This is a genomic window from Geobacter sp. PheSNFMC (genome assembly GCF_059620965.1).
The window spans coordinates 43,371-56,285 of record NZ_JCAMRN010000015.1 but is presented as its reverse complement, the minus strand read 5'-3'; the positions used below and the strand labels follow the sequence as shown (position 1 = coordinate 56,285).

10 protein-coding genes are annotated in these 12,915 nt (G+C 49.4%); 9 read left to right on the top strand and 1 reads right to left on the bottom strand.

Annotated elements, in window-relative coordinates:
- Positions 1-44 precede the first annotated feature (44 nt).
- From AC6CDK_RS05055 to AC6CDK_RS05020, 8 genes are all read left to right on the top strand, one after another.
- On the top strand, positions 45-1,433 hold the full coding sequence (locus AC6CDK_RS05055) for a hypothetical protein (RefSeq protein ID WP_039644153.1): 1,389 nt from the start codon (positions 45-47) through the stop codon (positions 1,431-1,433).
- Between the two features lie 3 nt (positions 1,434-1,436).
- Entirely contained in the window at positions 1,437-2,867 is a 1,431-nt protein-coding gene (locus AC6CDK_RS05050) for a nucleotidyltransferase family protein (protein WP_192905035.1), read from the top strand.
- A gap of 57 nt (positions 2,868-2,924) precedes the next feature.
- Entirely contained in the window at positions 2,925-4,232 is a 1,308-nt protein-coding gene (locus AC6CDK_RS05045) for a DUF4910 domain-containing protein (protein WP_192905034.1), read from the top strand.
- Positions 4,233-4,273: 41 nt separating this feature from the next.
- Entirely contained in the window at positions 4,274-5,548 is a 1,275-nt protein-coding gene (locus tag AC6CDK_RS05040) for a polysaccharide pyruvyl transferase family protein (protein WP_192905033.1), read from the top strand.
- 323 nt (positions 5,549-5,871) lie between these two features.
- Positions 5,872-6,660, top strand: a complete 789-nt coding sequence (locus tag AC6CDK_RS05035) for a polysialyltransferase family glycosyltransferase (RefSeq protein ID WP_192905032.1) — start codon at positions 5,872-5,874, stop codon at positions 6,658-6,660.
- Between the two features lie 40 nt (positions 6,661-6,700).
- Positions 6,701-8,245: a lipopolysaccharide biosynthesis protein gene (locus AC6CDK_RS05030; RefSeq protein ID WP_192905031.1), complete on the top strand. Its 1,545-nt coding sequence runs from the start codon at positions 6,701-6,703 to the stop codon at positions 8,243-8,245.
- A 50-nt stretch (positions 8,246-8,295) separates the two neighbouring features.
- Positions 8,296-10,164, top strand: a complete 1,869-nt coding sequence (asnB, locus tag AC6CDK_RS05025) for an asparagine synthase (glutamine-hydrolyzing) (RefSeq protein WP_192905030.1) — start codon at positions 8,296-8,298, stop codon at positions 10,162-10,164.
- A gap of 11 nt (positions 10,165-10,175) precedes the next feature.
- Positions 10,176-11,063: a glycosyltransferase family 2 protein gene (locus AC6CDK_RS05020; protein WP_192905061.1), complete on the top strand. Its 888-nt coding sequence runs from the start codon at positions 10,176-10,178 to the stop codon at positions 11,061-11,063.
- Between the two features lie 22 nt (positions 11,064-11,085).
- Here the strand turns inward: AC6CDK_RS05020 and AC6CDK_RS05015 are convergent, their stop codons facing one another.
- Positions 11,086-12,204 (bottom strand): IS4 family transposase, encoded by a 1,119-nt coding sequence (locus AC6CDK_RS05015; protein WP_192905029.1) that lies wholly within the window; start codon positions 12,202-12,204, stop codon positions 11,086-11,088.
- Positions 12,205-12,447: 243 nt separating this feature from the next.
- Here AC6CDK_RS05015 and AC6CDK_RS05010 point away from each other — a divergent pair, with 243 nt between their 5' ends.
- A complete protein-coding gene (locus tag AC6CDK_RS05010) occupies positions 12,448-12,906 on the top strand; it encodes a serine O-acetyltransferase (protein ID WP_226048183.1) in 459 nt (152 codons plus the stop codon).
- Positions 12,907-12,915: the final 9 nt, after the last annotated feature.

The window sequence follows — 12,915 nt, the reverse complement described above, 5'->3', positions numbered from 1 at the left end:
CGGGATGGGCGGCATGTGCCGCATGAATGTCAGAGGTGAGCTTGATGTCTGAAACCGTGTATGTCGTTCATTGCATCGATACCGAAGGACCTCTGCACGAATCGACCGAGGCAACCTTCGATCGTCTGAAATCGATCTTCAAGCTCGATCTGGAGCCGAGCTCCGCACTGCTGCGCCGCCTGCAGGCCGGCGAGGTGGACCTGGGCGGGATCGAGTCGGCGGTGATGAAGGTGGTGGACCCTCATCTCCTTGCCTACAACGATACCTGGGACAAGGTGGATGCCATGCTGGCCGAATGTCTCTCTGACGAGTTCCGCATGAAGATGCGCGACTCCTTCGGCGGTGGATGGGTCTACAACTGGTTCTGCGTCGATCATGTGGATTACGATTATAATCCCCGCCGGCGGGACATGGGATACCACAATGTCTTCGACCACTACCGGCAGCTCATGCGGGAAACGGGGTCAACCCGGGACGGGCTCCATTTTCACTACCATCCCCATCCCTTCAGCCGGGAGGCCCATCGCTGCGCCACCCACTGGTGGGCCAATTCGGACAGCCTGCCCCAGATCCTGTCGCGGCGGGTCATTGACCGGAACTGGTTCCCGTCTGCCCATCGGCCCGGGTTCCACGTGATCCGTCCGGACAGTCACTGGTTCCTGGAGCAGTTCATTCCCTTCGACTTCTCCAGCCAGGCCATGGTACCGACCGGGGACGACACCGCCCAGTTCGGTCTCAAGGGAGGGCGGTTCGGCGACTGGCGCCGGGCGCCGGTGAACTGGCAGCCGTTCCACCCCGCGCCCGATGATTACCAGGTGCCCGGCTCCTGCCGCCGCTGGGTGGCGCGCTGCCTCAATGTGGGCACGCGGTACAGGCTCATGACAGAAATCGATGTGCGCCAGGCCTTCCGTGAGGCCCGGGACGGCAAACCCGTGGTGCTTTCCTTCACCAATCATGATTTTCGCGACATGCGGCCCGACATCGAAGGCGTGCTGCACCTGCTCGGCCGCGTTGCCGCCGAGTTCCCGGATGTCCCGTTCCGGTTCGCCGAGGCGCTGGAGGCCATGCGCGGCGCGTTCGGCCTGCCCCTGCCGCCGCCCTGCGAGCTGGACCTTACCCTGACCGCCGTGGGCGATTCGGCCCACGTGCTGGAGGTCCGTTCCGAAACGCCGACCTTTGGCCCGCAGCCCTGGCTTGCCCTCAAAACGGCGGCCGGAACGTACCACTATGACAACTTCGACATCGAGATACCTTTCCACCGCTGGCAGTATGTGTTCGACGAGGAAACGTTCCCCCTGAACGCCCTGAGTGCCGTGGGGGTTGCCGCCAACAACGCTGCGGGCACTGCGACCGTGGCCGTGATGGACACGGCGACCGGTACGGTTACCAGACGCCACTGGAATGGAACATCATCCGCCAGCCACCAGGAGTGAGCCATGACCTCCGATACCAAAACCATTCTCGAACAGGTCGTCGTTTCTCCCGACGTCCCCATTGCCGAGGCCATCGCCCAGCTTGACAGGGCAGGGACCGGCTCCCTCGTGGTCTGCTCGGCGGACAGAAAGCTCTACGGCCTCCTGACCGACGGTGACGTGCGCCGTGCCCTGCTCAAGGCGGTCGACATGAGCGCGCCGTGCGGCGACATCGCCAACCGGAAGCCGGTAATCACGTTCGTGCCGCTGCTGCCGATCGAAGCCCTCCGGCTCATGAACCATCACGACATCAACCACCTGCCGGTGCTGGACGCCGAGGGGAGGGTGGTTGATTTCCTGTTGCGCCGCGACCTGGTTGCCGAGGACGAATTGGCCGCCCGGGCCAGACGCCGGCTCGACAGCGTTGTTATCCCCTGTTCCGCTTCCATTGCCGAGGCCATCGCCCAACTGGACAGGGCAGGGACCGGCGCGTTGGTGCTCTGCGCGGAAGAGGACCGGCTCCACGGTCTCCTGACCGACGGCGATATCCGCCGCGCCGTGCTCCGCGGCATCTCGCTCAATACCCCCTGCCAGGATATCGCCAGCCGCAGGCCCGTGACGGTGGATCCTTCGTTTTCGGCAGCCCAGGCCCTCCAGCTGATGAACCAGCACGATATCAACCATCTGCCAGTGGTGGACGACACGGGCCGGGTCGTCGATTTCCTGCTCCGCAGGGATCTCATTGCCGATGACCAGCTCAACCTGTCGGCGGTGGTAATGGCGGGAGGCTACGGCAAGCGGCTGCTCCCCCTCACCGAGCAGGTTCCCAAGCCGATGCTCCCGGTGGGTGACCGGCCCCTGCTGGAGCGGACCATCGACCAACTCCGCCGGTCGGGCATCAGGGAGGTCAACCTGACCACCCACTACCTGCCCGACAGCATCGTGGAGCATTTCGGCGACGGCGATTCGTTCGGCGTGAAGCTGAACTACCTTAAGGAAGACCATCCCCTGGGCACCGCCGGCGGACTCAAGCTGATGAAAAAGGCGAGCGGCCCCTTTCTGGTGATGAACGGTGACATCCTCACCGGTGTTCCGTTTCAGGAAATGTTCGCCTACCACCGCAAGAACGGCGCCGAGATCACCGTGGGGGTCAGGAAATACGAGGTTCAGGTCCCCTTCGGCGTGGTGGAGTGTGAAGATGTCAGGATCACGGGGCTGAAGGAAAAACCGTCCCTCACGTTCTTCATCAACGCGGGAATCTATCTGCTGGAACCGTCGGTCTGCGACCTGATTCCCGAGGGGGAGCGCTTCGACATGACCGACCTGATCCAGAAGCTGCTGGACGAGGGCCGCTCCGTGGTCAGCTTCCCCATCATGGAGTACTGGCTCGATGTGGGGCGGCACGAGGACTACCAGAAGGCCCAGGAAGATGTGCGGAGCGGAAAGATACAGTGAGGAGAGTCGTATTCTTGGAATTTATCGCACGAAGATCTTGTTGGAAAATAGACATCTATGCTTGGTTCTGATCTGATAATTGATTTTGAGAACTGCGGTCAAGAAATGTACCGGCTCATGGCCGAGCTGTTTCCCCTCTGTCGCAGCATTACCGGCGACGGTGTCCGGGAAACCCTCCGGACCATCCAGGGGCAGATCCCTCTCCGGCTCGTGGAGGTCCCGACAGGCACGCAGGTGTTCGATTGGACCGTTCCCCGCGAATGGGCGATCCGCGACGCCCACATCAGCGACAGCAATGGCAAACGGATTGTCGATTTCCGGAGTAACAACCTCCACGTGGTCGGCTACTCCGTGCCGGTGGACAGGACGATAAGCCTTGCCGAACTGCAGAACCACCTCTATTCGCTGGAAACCATGCCCGACGCCATCCCGTACGTCACATCCTACTACCAGGAGCGCTGGGGGTTCTGTCTTACGCACCGCCAGCGCTCCGGCCTTCCCGACGGCGAATACCGGGTCTTCATCGACAGCGAACTGAAAGACGGCCATCTGACCTATGGTGAGTTGATCATTCCGGGGGAGACCGACCGGGAGATCTTCCTTTCAACGTATGTCTGCCACCCGTCCATGGCCAACAATGAGCTGTCGGGGCCGGTGGTGGCAACCATGCTGGCCAGGTGGATCATGAGCCGGCCGCGCCGGTTCACCTACCGCATCGTCTTCCTCCCCGAGACGATCGGCTCCCTGACCTATCTGAGCAGGAATCTGGACAGAATGAAGGAGAACATCGTGGCCGGGTTCAACCTGACCTGCATCGGCGACGACCGGGCCTATTCCTTCCTTCCCTCGCGAAGCGGTTCGACCCTGGCCGACAGGGCCGCCCTGAACATCCTGGGGCACAAGCATCCGGACTTCATCAGGTACTCCTTCCTGGACCGCGGCAGTGACGAGCGCCAGTACTGCAGCCCGGGGGTCGACCTCCCGGTGGTGTCGGTCATGCGTTCCAAATACCGCGAGTACCCGGAGTATCATACCTCCTTGGACAATTTGGACCTGGTGACGCCGGCTGGCCTGCAGGGGGGATTTTCGGCGGTGCGGGACTGTCTCGAACTTCTGGAAAACAACCGCGTCTACCGGGCAACGTGCCTCGGCGAACCCCAACTCGGCAGGAGAGGGTTGTTCCCCACCGTGGGCACCAGGGATTCCCACAGCCAAGTGGCCGATATGCTTAATGTTCTCGCCTACGCGGATGGGACAAGCGATCTGATTGACATCAGCAACATTATCAAAGCGCCCGTATATCAACTATATCCGATTATAGATGAGTTGCTATCTACAGGTCTGATCGGATGCGTTTCTGTTTAATGTGAGGCACGTTACGTTGCATGCGAGGATGTGAGGAATAAATGAAAATACTGCTTATTAATGATTCGAGTAGTAATCCGAATTGGGGTGATCGGGCAGCTGCAATCGCTCTAAAGAAAATGTTGTCAAAAATAGGTGGACAAATAATTAAAGCTGTCACTGAAACAGATTTATACCTCTCTAGATTTAACAACAGTGATCACAATGTTGCTGAGCATAAAACTCATAAGTCGATAATAAACGCTGCAAAAAAATTCATACCACCATTAATTATTGATATTAAACAATTTATAAGTAGAGCGATCAATAACAGAAGCATTATACCTAATATTTGGTCACAGTTTGAAGTGTATGCTGAGCTAATAATAAAAAATAGCGAGTTTACTGCAAATATGCATCGAATAATTAGTGACGCTGATGTAGTGGTAATTCATGGTGACGGATGCATGACCGGAAACAATTTAATCCCGCGCACGCAGCTGTTCCTTACATATGTGATAAAAAAATACTATTCTAAACCTGTAATTATGATAAATCATACCGCAGACTTTTCTCATCCGATATTGAGAGAAATTGCGGTAAAGGTATATCCGCTTTTTGATGATGTGGTTTTTAGAGATAATATCTCACTTGCAAATTGTCAAGATATATGCAGTGGTAGATTTGCAGCTGATACAGCTTTCATTTTTGAGCCAATGCCTCTGTCAAAACTAATCACTGTTACACGACGTGATACTTATTACGATTGCTGGCCAGACACGGCAAATATAGATCTAGAAAAACCTTACATCTGTATTGGCGGATCAGCAGCTTATCCATATATTAAAGGCTATGATCCTATAAAATCATTCTACGAACTGATCGTTTATTTGCAAAACACATATAATGGTCAAATTGTATTAACTGTTTCAGACGGAAGGGATCAGGATATTTTCCGTCCGATTGCTGCGCATCTGAATTTACCTATAATTGGATTAGTCACGCCTGTGCAGCAGGCAGTTGACATAGTTGGTAATGCGGATGCCTATATTGGCGGTAGATGGCATCCAAGTATATTTGCTTTGCGCGGTGGAACACCCATCATCCCGATCAGTTCAAACACATTCAAGATGAACGCCATAGTTGAAATGTCTGGCTTGTCGGTTGAAATATTTAGTGCAACCAATTTGAGTCATGATAAAGAGTTGATAGGACAAAAACTAATTGATTACCTGGATGATGGTAAGAATCTACGCAACAGATTGCGAAAATGGGCCGATGTAACCGCAGATACTGCTTGGGATAACTTGAGTTATTTAATGACCAAACAGCAGTAATATACTATTGGTATTGCATAATGAGGTCAGAATTGAACATTTATATAGTCGAAACTAGGCTCCAATTAGTTAACGCAACCGAGGCTAAGCACAAATTCGAAAGCATATACAATGTGCTCATAATTTTCTATTCAAAAATGTCCCCTATTGAAGCTTTTCAACCGCTTCTTGTAAATGAGAATTGGACTAAGATAATCTACTTTCAAATCAGTGACCGAGTATACAGACCTGGGATGACAACAAGTTCCAGTACCTTGTTTGGTGTTATTCAAGAGTACTTCAATACGCTTAAACAATTTAAGCGCAGGAGGCGATTGGATGCGATGCTAGATGCTTTCCCGAATGCAGATGCCTTGTTCCTTGGCAATTATTTGATTCCCTACATGAGGCATTCAGCAACACGTCTGAAGTATCGTAAATTAGTTGCTCTAGATGATGGGACAGATACTTTACGGATTAACGACTTGAGAAAAAGAAATTGTTTTGGTGAGAATTTTCGCGAGAGAGTACCTATTTGGAAATCAATCAAAAGTTATATTCGTAAGGAATATATTGACTGGACATTATTCGATGAACACGAATTGTGTTTTTTCTCGACATATGACCTGGAAGTAAAAAAAAGCGACAGCTTAATAACTAATAACTATGAACACCTTAGGCGTAGACTGAATAATCAGCGTGTTGTGAATGAAGTATATTTTTTAGGCGAACCATTGTGTGAAGATGGCTACATATCAGATATAGTATACAGCAAATACTTGACTCGGATACAACAATATTTCGCTGGGCAGAAATTCATATATGTGCCACATCCGAGAGAGTCGAATGATAAAGTTACTAACATATCTGCTAAGCATGGATTTCCTGTGCGCAGGTTCAATGTGCCAATAGAGATCCAACTCATTCTCGGGGAGCAACAACCCATTGTATTAGCATCATTCTTCTCAACTGCACTGGATAATTGTCGTTTAATATTCGGGCAACGCCTTGCGATTAAAGCATTTTACATAGACAGGCAAGATTTGAATGTTGGGTATGATTTTATTTATGATATTTATGACTATCTAGATAGCAAAATAACATACAATTTTGACGTTCTGAGACAATATTGATACCAAAGACATTTGAATTAAAAGGTTAAGGAACGCAATTATGGGAATTGGCAGTAAAATATTTAAACACACAGTTATTTATAGTTTTGGAACAATCTTGGGAAAGCTGATCAGTTTCTTGATGTTGCCATTTTACGCAAATATTTTCAGGACTGAGGGTTATGGCGTAATTGCAATGATAGATACTAGCCTCGGCTTGTTCACAATTATGTTTGCTGGTGGTGTTCACACAGCTATTACACGTATTTATCACGAGCATAGTAGGGAAACACAATGTCTTGTTTTGGGTACTGCTATACGAATTGTTTGGATTGTTGGCGCTATTGCTGTTACTTTACCATTGATATTCAGTAAGACTATAAGTAATGTGTTGCTGGGAAGTCAACAGTATTATACGTTATTTTGTATCGCATTGATTACATTTGTAATAGAAGTTGCAGGACAAAGCGCTAGTACAATTCTGATAATAAGACAAAAATCAATTGCGTTTTCATCTGTTGAGTTGATAAGGTTAATTATTGGTGTCACTTTTAATATTTTACTGGTTATCATGATGGATATCGGTTTGATTGGAATATTTATATCTTCATTCCTTTCAACAGCGATGAGTGCGGCTATTTACCATATCTTATCGTTTAAGGAGAGTGGTTTGGGCTTTGATGGGAAAATTGCGTTAGAACTTCTCAGATTCCAACTGCCTCTTATTCCTGGAGAGTTGATAGCTTTCCTCGGACGTCAGGCAGAAAGAGTTATTGTCAGGATAATGCTTGGTCTTGAGGGTATGGGTGTGTTGGAAATGGCTTACAAATTCCCGCCACTACTCAATTTGCTTATAGTAATTCCTTTTACAAGGGCATGGCGTACAAAATGTATAGAAATTGCCGATCGTGAGGGGAGTCAGGATGTTATAGGAAGAATGTTCACAAACTTCCTTTTTGTAGTGATTTTTGCGGGTCTATTACTAGCGGTTACTATTCCTTATCTACTCGAAGTGATGACCCCGGCAGAGTTTTGGAACGCGAGCAGGATTGCACAAATTGAGATCTTGAGTACGATATTGGCTGCCAGTTCCTCCTATATGGTTTTTGGTATTTTGATAAGGCAGCAGACGGCTGTTATATCAATAATTAAATCAGCTCTCACCCCTGTAAAGATTATACTTGCATTTGCGCTGATATATGCATGGGGACTTGCAGGTGCTGCTTATTCTGCATTGGTAATAGAAGTTCTAACTCTGATATGGATTAGTGTTAAGTCACAGTCTTTTTACTCAATTACACTCGAATATAAGAAAATTGGTATGATTATATGCGGAGCAGCTATGATTTTTGTAATGTTGGATGGTAATAACTATACAACATCCGGTCCTGCACGATATTTTAAAGAGCATTTTCTTAGACCAGTGTTATTGTGTTTACAGTCATCTCCTTTAGGCGATGGGAAGTCTGGGAGGCTTGTACGTGCTCTAATGATAAAAGAGGATCAGCTCGTGGCTATTATTTTTAATTCTGCAATCAGTTCAATTTTGTGGGTTTTGTTTCCTTTTGTTAAACAGAGAAGGCTCGTCGGAAGTCGAATGAGTTAAAACCTGTGCTTGACAAGCATTGGTTGCAAATATTCGTAGCGGAGAACTACATGTGCGGTTTGATTGCTTTATTTGACAAAAGCAATAATAATGTTGATGCCAGAACCATAGAGTCAAGACTACTGACATGTAACCAGATGCTAGACACTTTACGGTTTCGTGGTCCTGACGAATCAAGTTTAATGCATGATAAATCTGTCATACTTGGTCATACTAGATTAAGCATTATTGATATAGCAACCGGATCACAACCGATATACAATGAAGATAAAACAATATCTGTTATTCTTAATGGCGAAATATATAATTATCACCGATTGAGGCGTGAATTAGAATTAAGGGGTCACCAATTTCGAACGACTTCAGACACTGAAGTAATAGTCCACCTTTATGAGGAGTGCGCTGAAGACGTCTTTTCTAAGTTAAATGGGATGTTTGCTATTGTCATCTATGATAACCGGACAAACACTTTTATCGCTGCCAGGGACAGGGCCGGCGAGAAGCCCCTTGTTTATTGGGAATCTCCTGAGCTGTTCATAGTGGCATCCGAGATCAAGGCACTGCTTCAATATCCCGCCGTTTCCCGTGAAATTGACGGGAATGCCTTGGCTCTCTATCTAAATAGCATGTATGTTCCCTCGCCGATGAGCATTTTCGTTGGAATAAGAAAACTTCCTCCGGCTCATTTCATCAGAATTTCCGGCGGTAAGACGAGCATCCTGAAGTATTGGGAGCCATGTCAGACCATCAGATGGGGATGGCGAGAAGACGATATTCGCGAGCAGTTTCTTGAGACTTTCGCGGACGCGGTAAAAATCCGGACTTATTCTGACGTCCCACTCGGTGTCTTTCTCTCGGGTGGCATCGATTCTAGTGCGGTGGCAGCTTTCATGGCACGAGATTCCAGTAGCCCCATAAGAACTTTCACGGTTGGATTTACTCAGGAAATAGATGAGCGGCCTTTTGCGCGTTTGGTTGCTGAAAGATACCAGACTGCGCACACCGAGATCCTGATAAGTGATCGTATAGATGACGTAGTAGAAGATGTCCTTGGATACTTTGATGAGCCTTTCGGCGATTCTTCCGCGATACCCACCTATCTGATTTCACGCGAGGCAAGAGAGCACGTCAAGGTTATACTGACTGGAGATGGCGGGGATGAGCTTTTCGCCGGATATGGATCCTATCTGGACCAGAAATATCAGACCCGGAGCAGAGTGTTGACTAAATTGTATAAGTCTGTAAATCAGTTCTCCAAGGGCTATTGGGGCTCAGGACTCCTAGAGTCACTTTATCCCCGAAGTACCAATAGCCTGCGTGCTTTTAAACACTGGCACTGGGTAAGAACGATATACACGGACCAGGAGCTCAGAGAGATCCTGCCTGCCCAGAGTGTGTGCAGTCAGGACTTTTTCAGGAACAGTCGGTGGCTTGAGTTGAATGGCGCTGATGCGCTCACCGCATCGTATTCCTTCGATATGAACTTCTATCTTCCCGACGACTTGCTGAAAAAAGTCGATATGGCATCCATGCTCTCCAGCCTCGAATGCCGTGCCCCGTTCCTCGACCACAGGTTGATCGAGCTTTCGTTTCAAATGCCGCCGAACCTGAAGGTGAAGAACGATTGCCTCAAGTACCTCCTGAAGAAGAGCATGGCGGATTTTCTTCCGCCGGAGATTCTGCACAGGCGGAAGACAGGTTTTGGGGCACCCGTCGAGTCTTGGCTCAAGAGTCACCTGAAAACATTGACTTTGGACTTGCTACATCGCGGTTGCAAGATCGAATCATATGTCGAGCCAAAGGCCATCCAGCGTATAGTCAATGCATTTTATCAAAGCGATTCGCATCATGATTACCGTGTAGCATATAAATTGTGGTTACTGTTTGTACTTGAACTGTGGATGAGGAAATACTTGTGATTAGGGAAACTATGAATAAGCCAACTGTCAGTGTAGTTATTACATGCTTTAATTACGGCAAATATCTCAATGGATGTCTTACTTCGGTCTTGTCGCAAACTTTTAAAGACATAGAAATAATAGTCGTAAATGATGGATCGACCGACAATACCGATGATGTGATGAAGGATTTCGAGCATGTTGCCAATCTTAGATATATAGTGCAGAATAACGCTGGCCAGGCAAATGCAAAGAATACCGGAATCAAGCATGCCAAGGGAGAATTCATCGCGTTTCTGGATGCAGATGACCTGTGGTGTGATGAGAAATTGGAAAAGCAGATGAAATGCTTCCAGAATTCAGGCGTTGGTGTTGTCTATTGCAGGGCAAGATATCTGGACGAGCGCAATGAGGAATTCACCTACGAAATGACATCCCCCTATCTGCAGCCTAGGCGGGGGTCGGTCACTCGTTGGCTCGTATTCGATAATTTTGTTCAGTTTTCCTCAACAATTGTCAGAAAAGAGTGCTTAGACAGATTTGGAGTGTTCGATGAGAGCTTGAAAATGGGTATTGATTGGCATTTGTGGTTGAGGATTTCAGTGGCATACGAATTCGATTATGTTGATGAGTGGTTGTTATTTTATCGCATGGGGCACTCAGGGCAGATGTCAAAAAACGTAGAAGAACGCCAACGCTGTTCTGACAGGATTATAGCAGATTTCATACAGAGTCATGTGGGCTCAGTTTCAGCAAGTTTAATAAGTCAAGCAATGGCGTATACATATTGCAATAGAGGTGAATATTACAGAAGTACTGACAGATGGAGGTCTACTTGTTATTACATCAAGGCACTCAAAATGGCACCTCTTAATGTAATAGCATACAAAGGTCTGATAAAGAACATTCTTTACTGGTGACCTCACTGCTGTCCCATAGTTTCTAAAGTAGCACCAGTTGTGGCGAAGCCTCTATTTTTGGTGGTTTGAATAGACTTTCGAGGTCTCGCTGCTCGAACAGATTCAGCTGTAATAACCGCAAGATCTGCTGCATCGACGCTCCGATCGTTGACAGAAACGCCAGATACGCCAGCACCAAGTACACGCACAGGGCAACCCAGATCTGCGTGAGTACCGCATTCTCCGAGGTGCCAAGGAAGGTCTTGATCTTCAGGTTTTGCTTGATCCACTTGAAGAACAGCTCAATCTTCCAGCGTTCCTTGTAGAGATCGGCCACGGTTGCCGCTTGCAGGTGATGGGCATTGGTAACGAAACGGTACTCGTTGCCGTCGTCGGCGATGAACTGGACGAGCCGCAGCTTGTCTTTCATTCCCTTGAGCCTGATCTCCTGATCGAGGACAACACCCTTGGCTTTGCGGCCGGGCCGCTTCTTGAAGTATTCCACCAGGGCGTTGTCTTTGAGTCGGGTGACGAAGAAGATGCCGTTGGTGGTCAGTTCCTGCCACCACTCATAGTCGGTGAAGCCCTTGTCGAAGACGGCAAGAGAGCCCTTGGGCAGCTTCAGCATTCTGGCCCAGGACATCTCGTGCTTCTTGCCTTCGGTCACATCGATGAACTCGGGCAAGTAACCGTCGGCATCCAGACCGATGTGTAGCTTGATGGCGCCTTTGTTCTGCCGGTAGGTGGCCCAAGGAAATGCCGCCAGACAGAGATTGATGATGCTGGCGTCCAGCAAATAGACTTTTTCCGCAAGCTTGAAGCGATTCCTGGGAGCCACGGTCTGGCAGCGCTGTAGCATTTTGTGAAAGAGCTCTTTGTACAATGCAGCCGGCTGTCCGTCGTTGACTCTGGCCAGGGTGGAGCGGGAAACCTTCTTCATCCCCAGGTGGTACAACTTGTGGCCTTGGGCTTTGAGGTTCTCCACCACATCCCGCAGGCTTTTTCTGCCGGAAAGCTGGCAGACCATCATGGCCATGAACTGCGACCAGCGATTGAACGACCGAAACTTATGCCCGACGTGATGCTTGCGGGCAATGGATTCAAATTCATGTCTCTTGAAAAAACCGACAACTTGATTCAGCACTGTGTTACAATGGGCCACGGCTCGGATCTCCTTGTGATTGTTATGGTTTTGGCGAACACATAATACCACAGGTAGCTCTCCGAGCCTCTTTTTATTGGATCAAACTATGGGACAGCAGTGTGGTGACCTATGAGAAATACGAAGTGGACCTATTATGCCTATATTGTCTCCTCAGATCTTTTCAGATACGGCGGCGAAAACAGTATTTCCGCGTTCCTGAAAGCTATAATGTGCATCCCCGGCTTCAGGTACACGTTTCTCATGCGCACGGCAAAATACCTGAAGAGCCGGGGCACGCTCCTGCTGCCCCTCTACGCGATCTCCCGCTTTCTGCTGAACCACTACCAGTACAAGTACGGCATCAGCATTCCGTACAACACCGACATCGGCCCCGGGCTCTACATCGGGCACTTTGGCGGCATCATCGTCAATGCCGAGGCAAAGATCGGCCGCAACTGCAATATCAATCAGGAAGTGACCGTCGGCGCCACCTATGGCGGAAAATATCCCGGCACCCCCGTTATCATGAACAACGTCTACCTGGGCCCCGGCAGCAAGATCATCGGCGGCATCACCCTCGGCAGCCACGCGGCCGTTGGCGCGAACTGCGTGGTGACGAAGCCGGTTCCCGACCACGGCGTGGTGGTGGGAATCCCGGGCGATGTGGTTTCCACCAAGGGTTCCGGTGAGTATGTGGTGAATACGGTGGGCGCAGAATAGAACGGTTGC

What these genes read in the sequence shown, in the direction of transcription:
- AC6CDK_RS05045 (WP_192905034.1), top strand. Translation starts at nt 2,925, where the DNA reads ATGCTTGGTTCTGATCTGATAATTGATTTTGAGAACTGCGGTCAAGAA.
- AC6CDK_RS05010 (WP_226048183.1), top strand. Translation starts at nt 12,448, where the DNA reads ATGCGCACGGCAAAATACCTGAAGAGCCGGGGCACGCTCCTGCTGCCC.
- AC6CDK_RS05030 (WP_192905031.1), top strand. Translation starts at nt 6,701, where the DNA reads ATGGGAATTGGCAGTAAAATATTTAAACACACAGTTATTTATAGTTTT.
- AC6CDK_RS05040 (WP_192905033.1), top strand. Translation starts at nt 4,274, where the DNA reads ATGAAAATACTGCTTATTAATGATTCGAGTAGTAATCCGAATTGGGGT.
- asnB (WP_192905030.1), top strand. Translation starts at nt 8,296, where the DNA reads ATGTGCGGTTTGATTGCTTTATTTGACAAAAGCAATAATAATGTTGAT.
- AC6CDK_RS05050 (WP_192905035.1), top strand. Translation starts at nt 1,437, where the DNA reads ATGACCTCCGATACCAAAACCATTCTCGAACAGGTCGTCGTTTCTCCC.
- AC6CDK_RS05055 (WP_039644153.1), top strand. Translation starts at nt 45, where the DNA reads ATGTCTGAAACCGTGTATGTCGTTCATTGCATCGATACCGAAGGACCT.
- AC6CDK_RS05035 (WP_192905032.1), top strand. Translation starts at nt 5,872, where the DNA reads ATGCTAGATGCTTTCCCGAATGCAGATGCCTTGTTCCTTGGCAATTAT.
- AC6CDK_RS05020 (WP_192905061.1), top strand. Translation starts at nt 10,176, where the DNA reads ATGAATAAGCCAACTGTCAGTGTAGTTATTACATGCTTTAATTACGGC.